This is a genomic window from Bartonella sp. AC158YNML (genome assembly GCF_042196725.1).
Lineage (GTDB): Bacteria > Pseudomonadota > Alphaproteobacteria > Rhizobiales > Rhizobiaceae > Bartonella.
Window position 1 is genome coordinate 47,874 of sequence record NZ_JBHIQU010000004.1, and the last position, 21,349, is coordinate 69,222.

General features: G+C 41.2%; 17 protein-coding genes and 1 other RNA gene. All 18 read left to right on the top strand.

Annotation, left to right across the window (positions count from 1 at the left end; all coding sequences use genetic code 11):
* The first annotated feature begins 43 nt into the window (after positions 1–43).
* The 18 genes from rnpB (at position 44) to ACFIM1_RS03565 (ending at position 21,347) form a co-directional block, all read left to right on the top strand.
* Positions 44–434: RNase P RNA component class A (rnpB, locus tag ACFIM1_RS03480), an RNA gene on the top strand.
* Positions 435–694: 260 nt separating this feature from the next.
* Positions 695–1,693 carry a 16S rRNA (cytosine(1402)-N(4))-methyltransferase RsmH gene (gene rsmH, locus ACFIM1_RS03485; RefSeq protein ID WP_375609263.1) on the top strand — a complete coding sequence of 333 codons (999 nt, stop codon included), beginning with the start codon at positions 695–697 and terminating at the stop codon, positions 1,691–1,693.
* Positions 1,690–2,094, top strand: a complete 405-nt coding sequence (locus ACFIM1_RS03490) for a hypothetical protein (protein ID WP_375606961.1) — start codon at positions 1,690–1,692, stop codon at positions 2,092–2,094. Before rsmH ends, ACFIM1_RS03490 begins: the two co-directional genes overlap by 4 nt.
* Positions 2,094–3,836 (top strand): peptidoglycan D,D-transpeptidase FtsI family protein, encoded by a 1,743-nt coding sequence (locus tag ACFIM1_RS03495; RefSeq protein WP_375608229.1) that lies wholly within the window; start codon positions 2,094–2,096, stop codon positions 3,834–3,836. The genes ACFIM1_RS03490 and ACFIM1_RS03495 overlap by 1 nt, the downstream gene beginning before the upstream one ends.
* Before the next feature lie 23 nt (positions 3,837–3,859).
* On the top strand, positions 3,860–5,311 hold the full coding sequence (locus tag ACFIM1_RS03500) for a UDP-N-acetylmuramoyl-L-alanyl-D-glutamate--2,6-diaminopimelate ligase (RefSeq protein WP_375608230.1): 1,452 nt from the start codon (positions 3,860–3,862) through the stop codon (positions 5,309–5,311).
* Positions 5,308–6,729, top strand: coding sequence for a UDP-N-acetylmuramoyl-tripeptide--D-alanyl-D-alanine ligase (gene murF, locus ACFIM1_RS03505; protein ID WP_375609264.1), 1,422 nt, complete (start codon positions 5,308–5,310; stop codon positions 6,727–6,729). The genes ACFIM1_RS03500 and murF overlap by 4 nt, the downstream gene beginning before the upstream one ends.
* A gap of 22 nt (positions 6,730–6,751) precedes the next feature.
* Positions 6,752–7,822 carry a phospho-N-acetylmuramoyl-pentapeptide-transferase gene (mraY, locus tag ACFIM1_RS03510; protein ID WP_375606965.1) on the top strand — a complete coding sequence of 357 codons (1,071 nt, stop codon included), beginning with the start codon at positions 6,752–6,754 and terminating at the stop codon, positions 7,820–7,822.
* A gap of 4 nt (positions 7,823–7,826) precedes the next feature.
* Entirely contained in the window at positions 7,827–9,221 is a 1,395-nt protein-coding gene (murD, locus tag ACFIM1_RS03515) for a UDP-N-acetylmuramoyl-L-alanine--D-glutamate ligase (RefSeq protein WP_375609265.1), read from the top strand.
* 141 nt (positions 9,222–9,362) lie between these two features.
* The gene (locus ACFIM1_RS03520) at positions 9,363–10,517 is read left to right on the top strand and encodes an FtsW/RodA/SpoVE family cell cycle protein (protein WP_375606967.1); all 1,155 of its coding nucleotides are present in this window, start codon (positions 9,363–9,365) and stop codon (positions 10,515–10,517) included.
* On the top strand, positions 10,510–11,646 hold the full coding sequence (locus ACFIM1_RS03525; RefSeq protein WP_375608233.1) for a UDP-N-acetylglucosamine--N-acetylmuramyl-(pentapeptide) pyrophosphoryl-undecaprenol N-acetylglucosamine transferase: 1,137 nt from the start codon (positions 10,510–10,512) through the stop codon (positions 11,644–11,646). The genes ACFIM1_RS03520 and ACFIM1_RS03525 overlap by 8 nt, the downstream gene beginning before the upstream one ends.
* Positions 11,630–13,057 (top strand): UDP-N-acetylmuramate--L-alanine ligase, encoded by a 1,428-nt coding sequence (gene murC / locus ACFIM1_RS03530; RefSeq protein WP_375609266.1) that lies wholly within the window; start codon positions 11,630–11,632, stop codon positions 13,055–13,057. The genes ACFIM1_RS03525 and murC overlap by 17 nt, the downstream gene beginning before the upstream one ends.
* A complete protein-coding gene (gene murB, locus ACFIM1_RS03535; RefSeq protein WP_375606970.1) occupies positions 13,035–14,012 on the top strand; it encodes a UDP-N-acetylmuramate dehydrogenase in 978 nt (325 codons plus the stop codon). The genes murC and murB overlap by 23 nt, the downstream gene beginning before the upstream one ends.
* A 239-nt stretch (positions 14,013–14,251) precedes the next feature.
* A complete protein-coding gene (locus ACFIM1_RS03540) occupies positions 14,252–15,172 on the top strand; it encodes a D-alanine--D-alanine ligase (RefSeq protein WP_375608234.1) in 921 nt (306 codons plus the stop codon).
* Positions 15,160–16,071 carry a cell division protein FtsQ/DivIB gene (locus tag ACFIM1_RS03545; RefSeq protein WP_375608235.1) on the top strand — a complete coding sequence of 304 codons (912 nt, stop codon included), beginning with the start codon at positions 15,160–15,162 and terminating at the stop codon, positions 16,069–16,071. The genes ACFIM1_RS03540 and ACFIM1_RS03545 overlap by 13 nt, the downstream gene beginning before the upstream one ends.
* Positions 16,068–17,369 (top strand): cell division protein FtsA, encoded by a 1,302-nt coding sequence (gene ftsA / locus ACFIM1_RS03550; RefSeq protein WP_375608236.1) that lies wholly within the window; start codon positions 16,068–16,070, stop codon positions 17,367–17,369. The genes ACFIM1_RS03545 and ftsA overlap by 4 nt, the downstream gene beginning before the upstream one ends.
* A gap of 63 nt (positions 17,370–17,432) precedes the next feature.
* Positions 17,433–19,196 carry a cell division protein FtsZ gene (gene ftsZ / locus ACFIM1_RS03555; RefSeq protein WP_375609267.1) on the top strand — a complete coding sequence of 588 codons (1,764 nt, stop codon included), beginning with the start codon at positions 17,433–17,435 and terminating at the stop codon, positions 19,194–19,196.
* A 214-nt stretch (positions 19,197–19,410) separates the two neighbouring features.
* Positions 19,411–20,295 carry a UDP-3-O-acyl-N-acetylglucosamine deacetylase gene (gene lpxC / locus ACFIM1_RS03560; RefSeq protein ID WP_375606974.1) on the top strand — a complete coding sequence of 295 codons (885 nt, stop codon included), beginning with the start codon at positions 19,411–19,413 and terminating at the stop codon, positions 20,293–20,295.
* A gap of 158 nt (positions 20,296–20,453) precedes the next feature.
* Positions 20,454–21,347, top strand: coding sequence for an outer membrane protein assembly factor BamD (locus ACFIM1_RS03565; protein ID WP_375609268.1), 894 nt, complete (start codon positions 20,454–20,456; stop codon positions 21,345–21,347).
* The last annotated feature ends 2 nt before the right edge of the window (positions 21,348–21,349 follow it).

Below are 21,349 nucleotides of genomic sequence, written 5' to 3' on the forward strand. Positions count from 1 at the left end.
ATGCTATTTTCACGGAGCAAAAAATGTTTTATAAATCAGTATGTCAGTCGGCTGGGCAGCCGCGCTTGTCCAATGCTGAAAGGCGGCAGGTGAGGAAAGTCCGGGCTCCATGGAAAGACGGTGCCGGGTAACACCCGGCGGGGGTGACCCTAGGGAAAGTGCCACAGAAAGTAAACCGCCTATTTTTATAGGTAAGGGTGAAAGGGTGGAGTAAGAGCCCACCGCGCATTCAGTAATGAATGTGGCAAGGTAAACCCCACCGGGAGCAAGACCAAATAGAAATGACGTGCAAAATTTAATTTGCAGCCGATTTCCGGGCGAGTCATTCGGGTAGGTTGCACGAGGCGGATGGTAACATCCGTCCCAGATGAATGGTTGCCATGTAAAGTGTAAGCTTTACTCTACAGAACCCGGCTTATAGGCCGACTGATATTTCATGATGATACGCGATATTTTATAAGATCAATTATATATGGTCTTTTATGGAGTCTATGTGTTTGAAATGGACACTTGAGCAAAGAGTGTTTTAAAAAATTATAACATTTCTTTAAGTATAATGCGTTAGGATCTGTTTTAGGATAACTTTAGTTTTTTCGTTCATTGTGATTAATGTGATGAAGGCCAGGTTATTCTAAGATCAGTTGCCATGAGAGAGCTGTTGATTTAAGACAGCATAACTTCAAGACGGATTATTTTGATAAAGCAGGATCAAAGAGCTGAACGCCATATTCCAGTGTTGTTACAGCCAGTTTTGGCTGGGCTTATGCCATTGGTTGGAGCAAAAGTGATTGATGGCACCTTTGGTGCTGGTGGTTACACGCGCGCTTTGTTAAAGGCAGGGGCACAGGTGATTGCTCTTGATCGTGATCCTCATGCTATCAGTGCAGGACAATTGCTTGTTGAAGAATTTTTTCCACGCCTTCGTTTGGTCCATATGGCGTTTTCACAGCTTGATCGTGTCGTTGAAGAGAAGGTGGATGCAGTTATTTTGGATATTGGTGTCTCTTCAATGCAGCTTGATGAAGCAGAAAGAGGTTTTTCTTTTCAAAAAGATGGGCCATTGGACATGCGAATGGCTCAGACTGGTTTTACAGCTAGCGATGTTGTCAATCATTTAAAAGCAAGAGATTTGGCACGTATTTTTAAGGTATTAGGAGAAGAGCGTTATGCGGGACGAATTGCACGGATGATTGAAACGCGTCGTGTTGTTCAGCCTTTTTTGCGTACGGGTGATTTGGCGTATGCTATCGAAACGTTGATAGGACGTAAACCGGGAGATCGTATTCATCCTGCAACACGTGTATTTCAGGCTCTTCGTATCTATGTTAATGATGAAATTGGTGAATTGGCGCGTGGTTTATTTGCTGCTGAACGCGTTTTAAAAGCTGGAGGCCGTTTGGGGGTTGTCAGTTTTCATTCTCTTGAAGATCGTATGGTCAAAAGATTTTTTTCGACTCGTTCTGGAGAACGTATGAGATCACGCTATCTGCCAGAAATAAAGGCTGCTCCAGCAACATTTTTTCCTTTGTTTAGAGGTGGGATCACGGCAACTAAAGAGGAGTTACAGAAAAATCCTCGTTCACGTTCTGCGCGGTTGCGTATTGGTGTACGGACTGAAGCAGAGGCTCTTACAGAAGATATGAAATTATTTAGTTTAGCAGAGATTGCCAGTTTTGAAGGCGGCAAGAAATGACAGTTTTTCGTACATTTGATATGATTTTAGTGATGATTATGATTTGTATGGCAGGTCTTACTTATAAGGTAAAATATGATGTTCAAAAACGAATGAATGAAGTTCTTCATCTTGAGCATGAAATTGCTGCAGCAAAAAATACGGTGAGTTTGCTTCATGCTGAGTGGGCTGTGATGATCAAGCCTTCGCGCATGCAAAAACTTGCGAAACGTTATCAAAAAGAACTTGGATTAGAAGTTATACAGCCGCGTCAAATCGTAGAATTTAAAGACATTCCGGTACGGGTACATGATCCAATTGAAGAATTGATTAAACAAAATATCTTGGAAGATAATCAAGATATTTTGGCAAATCGTCGGGATTCTCAGATGAATGGTGTTGTCCAAAAAGGCGTGCAGTGATGAAGTCGACTTTTTTATTCTTACAGAAGAAAAAGCACTTTAAGAATTCGTTGAATAATCATAATGTTTCTGTTCGTCGTCCCTATTCTAGTCGTCCACGTTTGCTTTTTTCGTTGTTCTGCTTTTTAGTTTTATATGGCATCATGGGGGCTTGCCTTATTTCTTATGGGTTGGAAGGTGGACAGATTGAAGAAGCAAAGGGGCCAGGAGTTCTTCAACTGACGGCGCGGCCTGATATTGTTGATCGTAATGGTCGTTTATTGGCAACAGATATTAAAACTTATTCACTTTTTGCTGAGCCACGACGTATTATTGATGTGGATGAAACCATTGAATTGCTCTCAACAGTTTTGCCTGATCTTAATTGGCAGGAAACCTATAAGCGCTTAAAAAGAAAAACTGGTTTTTCTTGGATACAGCGTGGGTTAACACCAATGCAGAAGACACAAATTATGGCCCTTGGTATTCCAGGAATTGGTTTTCGGACTGAAATTCGTCGTTTTTATCCCGATGGACCTGTAACTTCCCATATTCTCGGCATGGTGAATGTTGATAATCAAGGTATTGCAGGTATGGAAAAATATATTGATGATGCGGGTTTGAGTGCTCTGCGTGCTGCTGGTCTTGCCATGGAAGAATCATTAAAACAAGTTCAGCTTTCGATTGATGTGCGACTTCAGGCAATTGTCCATGATGAACTTATTCAGGCTATGAAGCGTTATAAGGCAATTGCTGCAGGAGCTGTTATTTTAAATATACATACGGGGGAAGTTTTGGCGTTGGCATCTCTACCAGATTTTGATCCTGGAAATCCTATTGAAGCTTTAAAAAGTGATCGTCTCAATCGGATGACGGCCGGAACATTTGAAATGGGATCGATTATTAAAAGTTTTACGACCGCCATGGCACTTGATTCCAATATTTTTCATTTAAACAGTATTATTGATGCTTCAAAGCCCATAAAAGCAAGTAGTGGATATATTATTCATGATTTTCACGGAAAAAATCGTCCCTTAACGTTATGGGAGGTTTTTGTTTATTCTTCCAATATTGGTTCTGCTAAAGAAGCATTAGCGATAGGGATTGATAAACATCGTGATTTTTTGCAAAAACTTGGGCTACTGGATCGACTCGTAACAGAGTTGCCTGAAGTTGCTCATCCTATTGTGCCACATCATTGGAAGGATATCCAATCTATGACGATTGCTTTTGGGCATGGTATGGCAACAACTCCCTTGCAAACAGCTGTTGGGGCTGCTGCTTTAATGAATGGTGGTTGGTTAATTGCTCCGACATTTTTAAAACGGACAAAAGAACAAACTTTGCACCATGCAAAACGGGTTTTGCATGCTAAAACAAGTCAAAATATGCGTTACCTTTATCAATTAAATAGTGAGATTGGGTCTGGACGTAATGCAAAAGTAGAAGGTTATCGTGTAGGTGGTAAGACAGGAACAGCTGAGAAAGTTGAAAATGGAAAATATTCTAAAACAAAAAATTTCAATAGTTTTCTTGCTGCTTTTCCTATTGATGATCCTGCTTATGTTGTTTTAACAATTATCGATGAACCAAAGCCTGCAGAGGGACAGCGTTCATCAACAGCGGCGATGAATGCTGGACCAATGCTTGCTAATATTGTTCGTCGCACAGCTAGTTTTCTTGGTGTAAAACCCGATTTTAAAAAAGAATATGAGTCTCTTTTAAGTAAAAAGAGCAATTCAAGTTTCGTTAAACAACGGTAAAATAAATATAAAGGTGCGTTATCATGTTGTTGGGAACAGTTTTTACAGAATGTGTTGAAGATGAAAGTCTTTCTTCAATAGCAATAACAGGAATAAGTGTGGATTCTCGGCAAGTTTTGCCGGGCTATGTTTTTGTTGCTGTTCAAGGGAAAAAAAGTGATGGAAGACACTATATAGATGACGCGATAAAGCGTGGCGCACGAGCAATCGTTACAGACTGTCATGCTGTTCTTGAGGATTTATCTGTTCCCATTTTACGTGTTTCTAATGTTCGTCATAGTTTAGCGTTGGCAGCTGCACGTTTTTACGGTTCTCAGCCGGAAACAGTTGTTGCTGTGACTGGTACAAGTGGTAAAACATCTGTTGTCTCTTTTCTTCGGCAAATTTGGACTCATGTTGGATTTTGTGCAGCGAGTATAGGAACGGTTGGTGTTGTTTCTCCTAAACGGAATGTTTATGGTTCTCTCACAACACCTGATCCGGTCGTCTTGCACCGTCTTCTTTGTGAAATTTCTCATGAAGGTGTGACGCATGCCGCTCTTGAAGCTTCTTCGCATGGGCTTGATCAAGGACGACTTGATGGAGTCCGTTTAACGGCTGGTGCCTTTACTAATTTAGGGCGAGATCACATGGATTATCACACGGGGGTAGAGGATTATTTGCGGGCTAAAATGAGGTTGTTTGATACACTTTTGCCTGTATCTGCTCCTGCTTTGATTTTTGCTGATGATGTTTATTCACAAAAGGTTATTGATGTTGTTACACAAGCCCGCCGCCGTGTCTTGACAATTGGACGTAAGGGGCAATTTATCACGATTAATCGTGTCGAACATCAACGCTCCAAACAGTGTATTGAGTGTCGTGTGGAAAACAATATTTATACATTTGATTTGCCTTTAGCTGGAGATTTTCAGGTAGCTAATGCGCTTATGGCAGCGGGGTTAGCCATTGCAACGGGCGTTTCACCTCGTAAGGTTTTTCCTGCGCTTGAAACTTTGCAGGGGGCTCCTGGGCGGTTAGAGTTTGTGGGAAAGACAGAAAATAATGCGCTTGTTTATATTGATTATGCTCATAAACCAGAAGCTTTGGAGCAGGTTTTGCTTTCTGTTCGTCCCTTTACGCAAGGACGCTTGATCGTTGTTTTTGGTTGTGGAGGAGATCGTGATCAAGGAAAAAGACCTTTGATGGGAAAAATTGCGGCAGATAAAGCGGACATTGTTATTGTAACAGATGATAATCCTCGAACAGAAATGCCAGAAAAAATACGTAAAGATATTTTACAGGCGGTGCCAACAGCAATAGAGATAGCAGATCGTGGTGAAGCTATTTCTTACGCGGTGGAGCTTTTGAAAGCTGGTGATACACTCATCATTGCTGGAAAAGGTCATGAGGATGGCCAAATTATAGGGCAGACAACTTATCCTTTTTCAGATCGTCTGAAAGCGATAGAAGCTTTAGAGGACCGAAAGAAATGACAGCTTTATGGGATAAGCAAGCACTTGTTGCTGCAGTTAATGGTGTTGTAATGGGAAGCTTGCCAGAAACTTTTTCTGGGGTTTCCATTGATAGTCGTACTCTTGCGGAAGGGGATGTTTTTTTCTGCATTAAAGGGCACCATCTTGATGGTCATGATTTTGCTGCGCAAGCTTATGAACGAGGTGCAGGCGTTCTTATCGTTGCGGAACACCGTTTGAGGGATATGAAAAAGATATTGGCTCCACTCATTGTCGTTCCTGATGTTTTGCAAGCCTTAGAACAACTTGCACAAGCTGCACGCAAACGTTCAAGAGCTAAGATTATCGCGATAACAGGATCGGTGGGAAAAACGACGACAAAAGAAGCTTTGAAACAAGCACTTGCAACGGCTGGGAATGTTCATGCGAATCTCGCTTCTTTAAACAATTGCTGGGGGGTTCCACTCACTTTAGCGCGGATGCCTATGGAGAGTGATTATGGTATCTTTGAAATTGGCATGAATCATAGAGATGAAATTCGCCCTCTGGTCAAGCTGGTTTGTCCGCATATTGCTCTCATTACGCATATTTGTGCAGGACATATGGGATTTTTCAAAGATCTTGAAGAAATAGCAAAGGCAAAAGCTGAAATTTTTGAAGGATTGGATGAAGAAGGCATTGCCATTTTAAATGCGGATAGTGATTTTTTTTCTTATCTCGTTCAAAAAGCAAAGAAATGCGGTGTAAAGAAGATCTTAAGCTTTGGTGGGACTAAAGATGCTGATTATCAAGCGCGAGATATACGTCTTCTAACCGATAGTTCTTCTATGATTGTGCGTATTGGGGGGCGGGATAAGGAGGTTCAAATTGGGGCTCCGGGACGCCATATTGTGCAAAATAGTTTAGGGGTTATTGCTGCTTGTGATGCTATGGGGGTTGAGTTAGAGCCTGTTTTTCTTTCTTTTCGCCATTTTTCTTCTCAAAAGGGGCGAGGTGTTCGTTATCGACTGTCTTTATCAAATGGGGGTGAATTTTATCTCATTGATGAAAGCTATAATGCAAATCCTGCTTCTATGCGTGCTGCACTTGAGCTTCTTGCTACAGGACCTGTAGGAAAAGGGGGGCGGCGAATTGCTATTTTAGGGGATATGCTAGAGTTAGGGGAGTATAGTGAAAAGCTTCATCGTGATTTAATAAAGCCAATATATCTTTCTGGTGCTAATCCCGTTTTTCTATTTGGTGAGGCGATGAAATCTTTAGTCAGTGATTTGTCTGCTGGTGTTAAGGTTCATTATGCTGAAAATATTGAGAAAATTTTACCGCTTCTTTTAGCAGAAATTTCTCCTGGCGACCTACTTATGATTAAATCATCCAATAGCCTTTGTTCATCAAATATTGTGACTGCATTGCTTGATCGCTATAAAGCAGTTTCTTCATAGTTTTAAGAGGTTTTTTTGTTCCATGATGCTGTTTTTTTCTTCGTTTAGTGATTGGCTTCCGGGTGTAAATGTTTTTCGTTATATTACTTTTCGCACGATAGCAGCTATGCTTACTTCGGGGCTTATCGTCTTTTTGTTTGGACCTAGCATCATTGCTTCTCTTAAATTGCGGCAAGGTAAGGGGCAACCGATTCGTGCTAATGGACCTCAAACACATTTTAAAAAGGCTGGAACACCTACAATGGGTGGATTAATGATTTTAATCGGCATTGTGGTATCGGCATTTTTATGGGGTAATTTATCGAATATTTACTTTTGGGTATCGCTATTGGTTATGCTTTCTTTTGGGGTAATTGGGTTTTATGATGATTATCTTAAGGTCACAAAACAAACAGACAAAGGATTTTCTGGGAAAGCACGGTTAAGCTTGGAGTTTTGTGTTGCGGCGATTGCTGCTTTTGCCATTCTGCAAATTGGCTCATCTGGATTAGCTTTGCCTTTTTTGAAAGATTATCTTATCAATTTGGGCTGGTTTTTTATTCCTTTTTCTGCTTTCGTCATTGTCGCGACGGGTAATGCGGTTAATTTGACGGATGGACTCGATGGGCTTGCTATTGTTCCTGTGATGGTTGCAGCCTTATCTTTTGCTCTGATTGCTTATCTTTCTGGTAATATGAATTTTGCTGATTATCTCCAAATCCATTATGTATCGGGAACAGGTGAATTGGCTGTTTTATTGGGAGCTGTTGTTGGGGCAGGGCTTGGATTTTTATGGTTTAATGCACCACCTGCAGCTATTTTTATGGGAGATACTGGATCGTTGGCTCTTGGAGGACTCTTAGGGACTGTTGCGGTTGCTACGAAGCACGAAATTGTTTTGGTTCTTATTGGTGGACTTTTTGTTGTGGAAGCTTTTTCGGTCGTTATTCAGGTTGGTTATTTCAAATTAACAAGAAAACGCGTGTTTCTTATGGCACCGATACATCATCATTTTGAGAAAAAAGGTTGGACTGAAAGCCAAGTGGTGATACGCTTTTGGATTATTTCGATTGTTCTCGCTCTCATAGGTCTTTCAACACTTAAATTGCGGTGAGAATGTGATTTCTGTTACGTGTTATAAAGGTCAAAAAGTTGCTCTGTTTGGATTGGGGCAGTCTGGACTAGCAACGGCACAAGCATTAATGTGTGGTGGTGCAGAAGTGGTGGCGTGGGATGATAGTCCTTCAAGCGTGCAGATGGCTTGTCGGCAAAATATTCCAACAAGAGATCTCCACGATGAGGACTGGTCAGAATTTGTTGCATTGATTCTCGCTCCTGGAGTTCCTTTAAATTATCCTCAACCGCATTGGGTTGTTGAAAAGGCACGAAAAAAAAATATAGAAATTATTGGTGATATTGAATTGTTTGTTCGTGCACGCCATGATTTTTTACAGCATTATGGTTTTTGTGACCAAGATGTTCCGTTTATTGCGATTACGGGGACGAATGGAAAGTCGACAACAACGGCTTTGCTTACGCATTTATTGGAAAAAATGGGCTATGATGTGCAGATGGGGGGAAATATTGGAAAGGCAATATTGACGCTTAAGCCATTTGTTAAAAAACGTATTTATGTGATTGAATGTTCATCATTTCAAATTGATCTTACTCCCTCTCTTCAGCCAACCATTGGACTTTTATTGAATTTGACATCTGATCATATTGATCGACATGGAAGTTTTGCCTGTTATGTGCAAACCAAAAGGCATCTGATTGCTCAGGCTTCTCAGGCTTTTATTTCAGTTGATGATGCAGCTTGTCAGGTTTTATATCAACAGTTACTTCATGATGGGAAGCAAATTGAGGCAATTTCCAAGAATCATTTTGTTGAAAATGGTTTTTATGCAGATGGAACCAAGCTTTTTTCTGTTCGTCAAGGACAGCGTCATATGCTTGCAGATCTTGCTCCTATGGCGGTGTTACGTGGGAGTCATAATGCGCAAAATGCTCTTATGGCATTGGCAACATTGCAGGCTTTAAAAATAACAGATCCCTCTATAAAAAAGCATTTAGCAAGTTATAAAGGGTTGGATCATCGTATGCAGCAGGTGCGTAAAATGGGGGCGGTTTTGTTTATCAATGATAGCAAGGCGACTAATGCAGATGCAACAGCTCCTGCTCTTTCCACCTTTAATGATATTTTTTGGATTGTTGGGGGACAGGCGAAAAAGGGAGGAATAGAGTCTCTTAGAGAATTTTTTCCTAAAATTCGTAAAGCCTATTTGATTGGGAGTGCGGCGGAAGAATTTGCTCGCATTATTGGATCTGCTTTTCCCTTTTCTATGAGCTTAACTTTGAAAAATGCGGTGCGTGAAGCAGCTGTTGACGCAATAGGTTGTAAGGCAAAAGAGGTGACGGTTCTTTTGTCACCTGCTTGTGCAAGTTATGACCAATTTAAAAATTATGAAGAACGGGGCGAAGCATTTGTCTCTTTTGTGATGCAGTTACAATAAAAAGCATCAGTTATAAAAAAATATTTTTGCGTTAAGACTCCAGAATCTTTTTTTGTGTAATTTAGTTTTTAAAGTGTTTGTTAAACAGGCGGGGAACCATATCACTTTGAAACAATTTATAAAACGGATAAGGCGGATATCATGGTTACGCGTGCAGATAGAGACCCAATTGCTAATTGGTGGTGGACGATTGACCGCTCTGTCTTTGCAGCTTGTTTAATTTTAATGGGGATTGGCATTATGTTGTCTTTTGCTGCCAGCCCCACGATTGCAAAAAAAATCGGAATTGCTGATAGTTTTTATTTTGTTCGGTGGCATATCATTTTCAGCATTTCAGCATTTTTTACGATGGTGACCATTTCTTTTTTTTCAATTCCTAATATTCGTCGTTTATGTGCTCTTTTGCTTATTGTAACGCTTGCTCTTATGGTTGCAACCTTATTTTGGGGTCCAGAATTAAAGGGAGCACGGCGGTGGATTGTGCTCTTTGGTTTTTCTGTACAGGCTTCAGAGTTTATGAAGCCAGCTTTTGTGGTTATGTCCGCTTGGCTTTTTTCGGAACAGATACGCAGGAGGGGAATTCTAGGTTATACGTTAGCGATTGTACTTTATGGCATTTGTTGTGTGCTTCTGGTTTTGCAGCCTGATATTGGACAAACACTTTTAATAAGTGCAACATGGGGTGGTTTGTTTTTTATTGCTGGTGTGCCTCTAGCCGTTATTTTTCTCTTTCTCATTTTAGGTGCTGGAGGAATTGTTTTAGCTTATCTTTTTCTGTATCATGTGCGTGAGCGTATCAATGGTTTTTTGACAGGTGAAGGAGATACCTTTCAAGTAGATGTTGGACGTGAGGCTATTTTGAATGGTGGTTGGTTTGGGCAAGGTCCTGGGGAGGGAACAGTAAAACGTATTATTCCTGATAGCCATACAGATTTTGTATTTTCCGTTGCTGCTGAAGAATATGGTATTATTCTTTGTTTATTAATTATGATGCTTTTTGGTTTTATCGTTATGCGTTCATTGTATATAGCAATGAATACACGTGATTGCTTTATACGTCTTGGTATTACTGGCATAGCAATGATGATTGGCTTTCAATCAGCTATTAATATGGCCGTTAATCTTCACTTAATTCCTCCAAAAGGCATGACATTGCCTTTTATTTCTTATGGTGGTTCTTCGATGGTGGCGATTGCGTTTTCAATGGGCATTTTGCTCAGTTTAACACGTCGTTGGCCAGAAGCACGCCTTTCAGCTTTTTCTTCCTCTTCTGTCTTGGATACGCCTTATGAATGATAAAAAAGTTATTGTTTTGGTGGCTGGTGGTACAGGTGGACATCTTTTTCCTGCTGAGTCCCTTGGTGTTGAATTAAGGGAGCGTGGATATGATGTTCATTTAATAACAGATGAAAGAGCACGCCCTTTTGTTCGGTGCTTTGATGAAGAGCATACACATATCGTTTCATCGGCAACATTTATACGCCGCCATCCTTTTGCTCTGATAAAGACGTTTTGGTCTTTACTAAGGGGAATGGGGCAATCGTTGGCGTTGTTTTATAAATTACGTCCTGTTCTTGTTGGAGGATTTGGGGGATATCCGAGCTTTCCTCCTCTTTTTATTGCGGCTTTAACAAAGCGTGTGACATTTATTCATGAACAAAATGCTGTTATGGGGCGTGCCAATCGGATGTTGGCAATTTTTGTGCGTGCAATCGCTGGTGGTTTGTTGTCGCCCAATGGCGCTTATGCCCATAAAATGCTTTTAACGGGGAATCCTGTCCGTGAGGCTGTGCTGAAGGCGGCCGAAATTCCTTATCATTCTTCAGAGGGGGAAACGCCATTTAATTTTTTGATTTTTGGTGGTAGCCAAGGGGCTTCTGCTTTTTCACATATTGTTCCAGAAGCCATTGCGTTACTCGATGATAAGAACCGTAAACGCTTGCGAATTGTACAGCAAGTTCGCGGTGAAGCAGGAGGGTTGATCAAAATCTATCGTGATATGGGCGTACAAGCAGAGGTTGCTCCTTTCTTTGATGATATGGCTGAACGTATGGCACATGCTCATTTTATTTTGTCGCGCGCTGGGGCTTCATCCGTTTGTGAGATAGCGGTGATTGGTAGACCTGCTTTGCTTGTTCCCTATCCCCATGCTTTAGATCATGATCAGGCTGCCAATGCAGCTCTGCTTGCTCGTGTAGGTGGTGCGCAAATTGTATCAGAAAAAGATTTAAATGCACAAAAGCTTTCTTCTCTTTTAATGCACGCTTGTTGTGCGCCCCATTTATTAGAAAAACAAGCGCTTGCTGCAAAAAAAGTTGGGCAACCTCATGCAACCCGTTGCCTTGCTGATATGGCTGAATCCTTAATTGCAGGGCGATTGTTGTCAGATATAAAAGAGGAGCTTTTTAATGAAAATGCCACTTGATATAGGCGTTATCCATTTTATCGGAATCGGGGGGATCGGTATGAGTGGAATTGCGGAGGTTTTTTATAATCTTGGCTATAAAGTTCAAGGGTCAGATCAAGTTGAAAGTGCAAATGTTGAACGTTTACGGAAAAAAGGAATTAACGTTCATATAGGTCATTGTGCTGAAAACTTAGGGAATGCAGAGGTTGTTGTTTTTTCTACTGCCGTTAAAAAAACAAATCCTGAGTATATTGCTGCAAAGGAAAGACATTTGCCGCTTGTCAGACGTGCAGAAATGCTGGCGGAGCTGATGCGGTTTCGGCGTGCAATTGCAGTGGGTGGTACACATGGTAAAACAACAACCACATCAATGGTCGCAGCCCTTCTTGATGCTGGTCATTTTGATCCAGTGGTGATTAATGGCGGTATTATTAATGCTTATGGTACGAATTCTCGTACAGGAGATGGCGATTGGATGATTGTTGAAGCTGATGAAAGTGATGGTACATTTTTAAAGCTGCCTGCTGATATTGCTGTTATTACTAATATTGACGCTGAGCATTTGGATCATTATGGAAGTTTTGATGCTGTGCGTGAGGCTTTTCGGCAATTCGTAGAAAATGTTCCTTTTTATGGTTTTGCTGTTTTGTGTCTTGATCATCCAGAGGTTCAGTCATTGGCGGGCCGTATTGATGATCGTTGGGTGATCACTTATGGTAAAAATCCACAAGCGGATGTTCGTTTTCTTAATCTTTCGATGGATGGTCAAAAAACGCATTTTGATGTTCTTGTTCGCTCACGCAAAACAGGAAGAAAGATTGAGTTAAAAAATTTGCTTTTGCCCATGGCAGGGCAGCATAATGTTGCCAATGCAACGGCGGCGATTGCTATTGCGCATGAACTTGGCATTTCAAATGAAGCTATAAAAAGGGGCTTAGCAGAATTTGGCGGAGTAAAACGGCGTTTTACGCGAATAGGAAGTTGGCGTGGCATTGAAATATTTGATGATTATGGACATCATCCTGTTGAAATAAAGGCAGTTTTGCGTGCTGCACGTGAGAGTGCAAAAGGGCGTGTTATTGCGATTGCACAACCCCATCGGTATTCGCGTTTGTACCATTTATTTGATGATTTTGCTGCTTGTTTTAATGATGCAGATACAGTGTTGATTACGCCCGTTTATGCGGCTGGTGAAGAACCTCTTGTAGGATTTGGTTCTCAAGAATTGGTAGAGCATATTAAAATGGCTGGTCATCGTGATGTGCGCTTAATACATGGTCTGGAAGATGTTGTGTCTCTTGTCTCAACATTTGCTCAGGCAGAGGATTATGTGGTTTTTCTTGGTGCTGGCAATATCACACAATGGGCGTGTGCATTGCCTCATCAGTTGTCGGTATTTGATGGTCATGATAAATTTTCAGCACATTGATGGTGAGGCGTTATTGGCGCAATTGCAACCACTGTTGGGGGGTATAAGAGGCAAGCTTACACCTAACGTTGAGATGCGTAAGGTGACGTGGTTTCGCACTGGTGGGTTGGCAGAACTTTTTTATCAGCCTGTTGATGAGGAAGATTTAGCTCTTTTCCTTCAAAATTTGCCTGAATTTATTCCTGTAACAATTGTAGGAATAGGTTCTAATCTGCTGGTGCGTGATGGGGGTGTTCCTGGTGTTGTGATTCGTCTTTCGCCAAAAGGTTTTGGGCAAGTGCAACAAGTTTCTCCAAAACGTTTTTTAGTTGGTGCAGGTACGGCCGATAAACATTTAGCTACCGCTGCTTTAAAGGCAGAAATCGCGGGTTTTCATTTTTATCACGGTATTCCTGGTGGTCTTGGAGGGGCACTCAAAATGAATGCGGGTGCAAATGGTGTTGAAACCGCAGCACGTGTTGTTGAGGTTTATGCGCTGGATCGTAAAGGAAAACGTCATATTTTGAGTTTGAAAGATATGCATTATTCCTATCGCCATTGTGATATTCCTGAAGGGTTTATTTTTACTGCTGCTTTATTAGAAGGACAAACCGGTAATAAAGATGATATTCGTGCTGCTATGGATGAAGTTGCCCTCCATAGGGAAACAGTGCAACCTATTCGTGAAAAGACCGGTGGATCAACTTTTAGAAATCCTGAGAATATATCTGCGTGGCGCGTGATTGATGAGGCAGGGTGTCGTGGTTTACGGATTGGTGGTGCTCAGATGAGCGAAATGCACTGTAATTTTATGATCAATACAGGGCAAGCAACAGGATATGATCTTGAAGCATTGGGAGAAACAGTGCGTGCACGTGTTTTTGCACATTCAGCCCACCTTTTACAATGGGAAATAGAGCGTATTGGTCAATTTGAGCGTGGTCGAAGTGTTCCTCCTTTTGATCCATTTCATTGATTTATTGTTCACTAAAAAAGTGAAAATAAAAAATTGAGTCATTTCAAAGAGATAATAAAAAATTTCTATTAAGAATCAATAAATTAACAAAGAATCTCTTGCATCAAGCTTTTGAGTCTGATTCATTATGCAAAATGCTAGGTTATTGATTCGCAAGGATAAACTTTGTTTTTTCCTGTATGTGGTGCTGATGTATTCTATATAGACTACATATAGTATGCGAAAGAGGGTGATTTATTATGAAAGATAAACATATAGCTGTATTAATGGGAGGTTTTTCTTCTGAACGGTCTGTAAGTTTATCTTCAGGGGCGGCTTGTGCTGATGTTCTTGAAATGCAGGGGTATCGCGTGAGCCGCGTGGATGTTGACGCTCATATTGCTTCTGTTCTTGAACAGTTGCAGCCTGATATTGCCTTCAATGCATTGCATGGTCCATTTGGTGAAGATGGCCGGATTCAAGGGATTCTTGAATATTTAAAAATTCCTTATACTCATTCTGGCGTGATGGCATCTGCTTTGGCAATGGATAAGGGACGTGCAAAAATTATCGTTGCAAATGTTGGGGTTTGTGTTGCTCCTTCTCGTATCATGAGCCGCTTTGCTTTGGGTCGAACACATCCCATGGAGCCTCCTTATGTAATTAAACCTGTGTGTGAAGGATCAAGTTTTGGTGTTGTCATTGTTCAAGGAAATGAAGCTGCACCGCCGCATAATATTGGGGGAGCTGAGTGGGGATATGCGGATGAGGTAATGATTGAAAAATATATTCCTGGTCGTGAATTGACTTGTGCTGTTTTGGGGAACGAAGTGCTGGATGTGTGTGAAATTCTTCCCGATAAACACTTTCCATTCTACGATTATGACTCAAAATATAAAACGGGTGGTTCTCTTCACATTTGTCCTGCACAACTTTCACTAAATATTTACCAAAGTGTGCAAAGAATGTCTTTAGCAGCCCATCAGGCGATAGGGTGTCGAGGTGTTAGCCGTTCTGATTTTCGTTTTGATGAGAAAACAGGAGAATTGGTTTGGCTTGAAATTAATACGCAACCCGGTATGACCTCGACGTCTCTTCTTCCTGATATTGCAAAAGCGAGCGGTCGTACTTATGGCGATATTGTTCAATGGATAGTGGAGGACGCATCATGCATGCGTTGAGTATTAATAAAACGAATATTCCGATGGAGGTGCTTTCAGTGCCGGCTTTGCCACGTCTTTATCGTCGTTTTCTTCGGTTTATGTTTGAGTTTGTTTTTGTCAATATTCATATTCCACGCCATTATGGCTCTTTTGCTGTTGTATGGTTTTTCTTGGTGACGGCCTTTTATGGATTGTCATCCAGTGGTCAGATGGGTGTGATTGTAAAAACGATAATATCAGATATTGGTTTTGTGGTTGTAGATGTCGATATAAGAGGGAATAACCGCTTAGCAAAGCAGGATATTTTGAAAATTTTAAAACTTGATGTTGCATCCTCTATATTCACTTTTGATGTTGAAAGAGCACGCTCTCTTTTGGAAAAACAGCCTTGGGTTCAATCCGCTAATGTTCAGAAGATTTATCCTAATAGAATGCGGATTTCCATCGTGGAGCGTGAACCTTATGCCATTTGGCAACACGATGGCTTGGTCGATATCGTTGATTATACAGGTCGTGTCATTGTGCCCTTTAAAGGGAAAAATGTTTGGAATTTGCCGCTTGTGGTTGGGCAGGGGGCGCAAAATGCTGCTAAAGTGTTTATTCAAGCGCTGTTAGTTTATCCGGAAATATATAATCGTGTTCGTGCTTTCGTGCGGGTAGGGGATCGGCGTTGGGATCTTGTTTTGGATAACGGAATGCGCGTTATGTTGCCTGAAAGTGGTGCGCTTGAAAGGCTTTCTTCTCTTGTTTCGTCCGGTACAATGCAAGATCTTTTATCTCGCGATATTCTCAGTGTTGATTTACGCCTTGCTGATCGGATTACTGTTTCTTTATCAGATGAAACGTTGGAGCGTTATAATGCTACTGTAGTAGAAGAAGAACGTATTTTAAAAGCGCGAAAGGCAGGAAGCCTATGACATTGCTCAGATCACATCATCTGGGGGGACGTAAAACACGTTATTTAACGGTTCTTGATATCGGTTCAAGTAAGATTGTTTGTCTTATTGCTTGTTTGCGTCCTTTGAAGCATGCGCACTATTTACATGGTCGTACACATTCTACGGAAATTCTGGGCTTTGGAGTGCAGCGTTCACGCGGTATTAAATCTGGTGTTGTGATGGATATGTTTGCAGCAGAGCAATCAATACGCTTGGCTGTTGATGCGGCAGAAAAAATGGCGGGTTTGGTGGTGGATTCAGTGATTGTGAATTTTTCCTCAAGTCGATTACAAAGTGCTTTGATTAATGGAAAGGTCCATTTGAATGGTCGTGAAGTCACCAAGCGTGATATGCGTATGGCCTTTTCAGATGTTTCGCGCAAAGCCTTTGATGCTGAACGTCATGTTATGCACTCAGTTCCAGTTTCTTATGTATTGGATGGAGATAAAGGAATTTTTGATCCTATTGGCATGGCAGGGGAAACATTTGGTGTTGATGTGCATGTGGTAACAGCAGAAACAGCATCTTTGCGTAATTTAGAAACTTGTATTAATCGTGCACATTTGAGTGTTGAAGCAATGGTTGCTACTCCCTTTGCAAGTGGTCTTGCTGTTTTGATGAATGATGAGGCGCGTTTAGGGGCTGCATGTATTGATTTTGGTGGTGGAACAACAACATTTTCAGTGTTTTTTGAGGGGAAATTTATTCATGCAGATGCTCTTGCTGTTGGGGGGCATCATGTCACTCTTGATGTTGCGCGCGGATTTTCTATGTCTTTAACAGAGGCGGAACGTTTAAAAGTTGTTTATGGTTCAGCACTTTTAACAAGTGCTGATGAGCGGCAAATGATTAATGTAGCAGAAATTGGGAGTGAACAGCGTGAAACTCAATATCCTCGCGCAGTTCTTGGGCGTATCATTCGTGCGCGTGTTGAAGAAATTTTAGAAATGGTCCGTGATTGTTTAAATCGTTCTGGTTTTGGTCACATCATTGGTAAACGTGTTATTTTGACTGGGGGAGCAAGCCAGTTAACAGGATTGCCAGAAATGGCACGTACTATATTAGGAAGAAATGTTCGTATCGGGCGGCCTTTAGGTATTTCGAGGCTTCCTTCTCTTGCAAAAGGGGCGGCGTTTACATCTGCTGTTGGGTTGTTAATTTATCCGCAATTGGTGGGTTTTGAAGAAAAAACAATGCAGGCGGCAGGAAATCATTTATCGATGGGCACGCGTGGGTATTTTCAGCGTGTTGGTCAGTGGTTGCGTGAGAGTTTTTAGTTAAGTCTAGTTGGATAAATTTCATCGCTTTGGCTTGCGGTGTCTTATGAGAAGGAAAAGAAAATGACGATTAATCTGCATCGGCCAGATATCGCGGAATTGAAGCCACGCATTACCGTTTTTGGTGTTGGAGGTGGTGGCGGGAATGCCGTGAATAATATGATAAATGCTGGTCTTCAGGGAGTTGACTTTGTTGTTGCAAATACGGATGCACAGGCTTTGGCTATGTCAAAGGCTGAACGTGTTATCCAACTTGGGGCAGCTGTGACAGAAGGTTTGGGTGCTGGTGCTTTACCGGAAGTTGGGCAAGCGGCGGCGGAGGAATGTATTGATGAAATTATTGATCATCTTGCAGACTCTCATATGGTTTTCATTACTGCTGGTATGGGGGGAGGAACTGGAACAGGAGCTGCTCCCGTTGTTGCTCGCGCAGCGCGTGAAAAAGGTATTTTGACTGTTGGTGTTGTGACAAAGCCTTTTCAGTTTGAAGGGGCACGTCGTATGAAAACGGCAGAGGCTGGTATTGAAGAATTACAAAAGTCTGTCGATACATTGATTGTTATTCCCAATCAAAATCTTTTCCGTATTGCAAATGATAAGACAACATTTGCTGATGCTTTTGCTATGGCTGACCAAGTGCTTTATTCTGGTGTTGCTTCCATTACGGATTTGATGATTAAAGAGGGTTTGATTAACCTTGATTTTGCTGATGTTCGTTCTGTTATGCACGAAATGGGTCGAGCCATGATGGGAACCGGTGAGGCATCTGGTGATGGGCGTGCTTTGGCTGCTGCTGAAGCTGCTATTGCGAACCCATTGTTAGATGATACTTCTATGCGTGGGGCGCGTGGTTTACTGATTTCTATTACGGGTGGTCGTGATATGACTCTCTTTGAGGTTGATGAAGCTGCTAATCGTATTCGTGAAGAAGTGGACGCTGATGCAAATGTGATTTTTGGCGCTATTGATGATGAGTCATTGGAAGGTGTTATTCGTGTTTCTGTGGTTGCGACCGGTATCGATCGTGAAGTTAGTGATGTGGTTCAGTCTTCTCATCCTCAGATTCAAAGGCCTGCTTCTTCAATACGCAAGAGCGATCCTGGAACGTCACACAGTTCTTTTCATGTTCAATCATCGCCTCTGCGTTCTGAGTCAATGGTAGAAGTGATCGAATCACTTGAAATAGAGAAGGGTAAATCAACCGGAGAACAGTTCCGTCCCAAAAGTCAAATTTTTGCACATCCTGTAGAAGCAATGACGACACGAAGTGCGATGAGTGCTGTTGCGTATGGCTCAAATGCTGTTCAGGAACAGAAATTAAATGTGCCTCGTATGCAGGTAAGCCGCGGTTCTCAACAAGCGATGGCGGCTCCCGTGAGTATGGAGGCAACAGCGCATGTTCTTGATGAGATGACAGGGGTTGTGAAGCAAACAGAAAAGCCAGTGCAACCAAAACAAATGCAAGCGCGCGCTCCAATGCGTATGCCTGAGTTAAAGGATTTTCCTCCTGTTGCTCATGGACAAAGCCAAAGAACATTTGTGACTGATCAAGGTCCTCGTAATCTTTGGCAGCGTTTGAAACAGAGCTTGACACATCGTGAAGAAGCTGAGCCAGAAGCGAGGTTGGAGCCTGCTGTTAGATCGTCTCAGCAGAAAGAGTCTCATGTTTACAATAAAAACTCTCAGGTGCTTTCTCAAGATGCTTCTGTTTATGTTCCACGTCGTTCTGGTGAGCTGCATCCTCAGGTACCACAAGATCAGCGTACTTTTATAAGTGAAGAAGATCAGTTGGAAATACCAGCATTTTTACGTCGTCAGGCAAATTAATTGATGAAAAATGAGGTAAAGTAAGAAATTTTATTATTTCTTTAATGCTCAGTAAAAAATTATACATTAAAATATATTACTGTTTTTTGAATAAAATACTTTGTTTAAAAAAAACCGCTTACAATAAGCGGTTTTTTTTTATTATTTACTATGAATATTTTTTATAGTTTTATAAATTTTGTTAAAAGATGTACAAGCAATTTAATAAAATGATATGATGAGTTTAGTACCAAAATATCAGTCTACTCTTAAAAAAGCAGTAACATTTAAGGGGATTGGCGTTCATAGTGGCTGTTTGTCAGTGGTAAAGGTTTGTCCAGCGGATGTTGGGTGCGGTATTGTTTTTAAGCGTTGTGGATTAGACGGAACAGAGAAAATATTTCAAGCCCATGCATCGCAAACAGGAAAAACTGAATTATCAACAGTACTTGGAGATGGAGATGTAAGGGTTGAAACAATTGAACATTTGATGGCAGCAATTGCTGCTTATAATTTGGATAATCTTATTATTGAAGTGTCACATAATGAGATTCCTATTTTGGATGGTTCAGCGTGGCTATATTGCCAAGCTTTTGAAGATGTTGGTATTGTACAGCAAAATGCCTTGCGTTCTTATTTCATTATAAAAAAGCCGTTGCGGGTTGAAGGAGCTCATGGTGTTGCAGAGCTTTTGCCATTTAATGGACGTCGTTTTGATATAACGATCTCTTTTCCTTCTTCTGCTATTGGTAAGCAACATTTCAGTTTTGATCTTACCACACGAGGGTTTAGGGATGATTTGTCACGTGCGCGCACTTTTGGTTTTATCAAAGACGTGGAAGAATTAAGGCTTTCTGGAAAGGCGAGAGGTGCTTCTTTGGAAAATTCTCTTGTTATCGACCTTAATGATAAAATTTTAAATCCCGATGGTCCTTATTGGGAGAATGAATGTGTTCGGCACAAGATGCTTGATGCGATTGGTGATACTGCTTTGCTTGGTGCACCTTTTATTGGATTATTTCGTTCTTATTGTAGTGGGCATAGAATTAATGCGCAATTGGTGAAGGCTGTTTTGGCAGACGAATCATATTACGAAAAAAGCTTTTTAGAGAAAGAGTAAAAAAATTGACAAGATTTTTTTATTATTTATTTGATTTTTAAGGGGATGATTGACCTGAACTGCTAAATTGGTTATGTGGATTTTATAGTGATATGGTATAAAACCTTTGATAAATTGTTTTTGCTACAAGGTGATATTCTGTGGAGGCCGGAAAAAATATGAAAAAATCTCATGTGTGCATTGGAAATATGACATATAGAAAATCTAACATTGTACGCAAGATATTGGGGGTGGTGCTTTTGGGAAGCACTTGTATGTTAGCGGGATGCCTCTTTAAAGAGAAAAAGACCCTTGATCCATCTGCTTATGTTTTGAAAATAGAGCCGCCAGATGTTCTCTATAATCAAGCGCTTGCTAGCCTTGAAAGTGGGCGGCTTGGGGACGCATCGAAAAAGTTTTTGAAGATTGAAAAACAGTACGCTTATACAGATTGGGGGCGCAAATCTCTTGTGATGGGTGCTTTTACTAATTATCGACTCGGAAAGTATGATGATTCAATTAGTATGGCTCAACGCTATATTACGCTTTATCCAGGGTCGACTGACTCGGCTTATGCGTACTATATTATTGGTCTTTCTTCTTTCCGTCGGATTCCTGATGTTACGCGTGATCAACGTGACACGAAACGTGCTATTGCTGCTATGCAGCTTCTTATAGAGCGTTATCCTAATTCTGAGTATGTCAAGGATGCTAAGGATAAAATCCGTTTTGGTCGCGAACAGCTAGCTGGTAAAGAAATGCAGATTGGCCGCTATTATGAAGAGGGGCGGCGCTATCTTGCGGCAAGTAGACGGTTTCGTACCGTGGTTGAAGAGTATTCTGATACAAATCAAATTGAAGAAGCACTTTTCCGCTTAACGGAAGTTAACTTAGCTCTCGGCTTAACGGCAGAAGCACAGACGGCAGCAGCTATTTTAGGACGTAATTATCCCAAAAGTGAGTGGTATAAATTTTCTTATAATCTCTTGCAGAAGAATAAAATATCGCCACGTGAGCATAAATCTTCTTGGATCTCAAATGCTTTAGGTGGTGATAAGAAGGGGGTACGTTGATT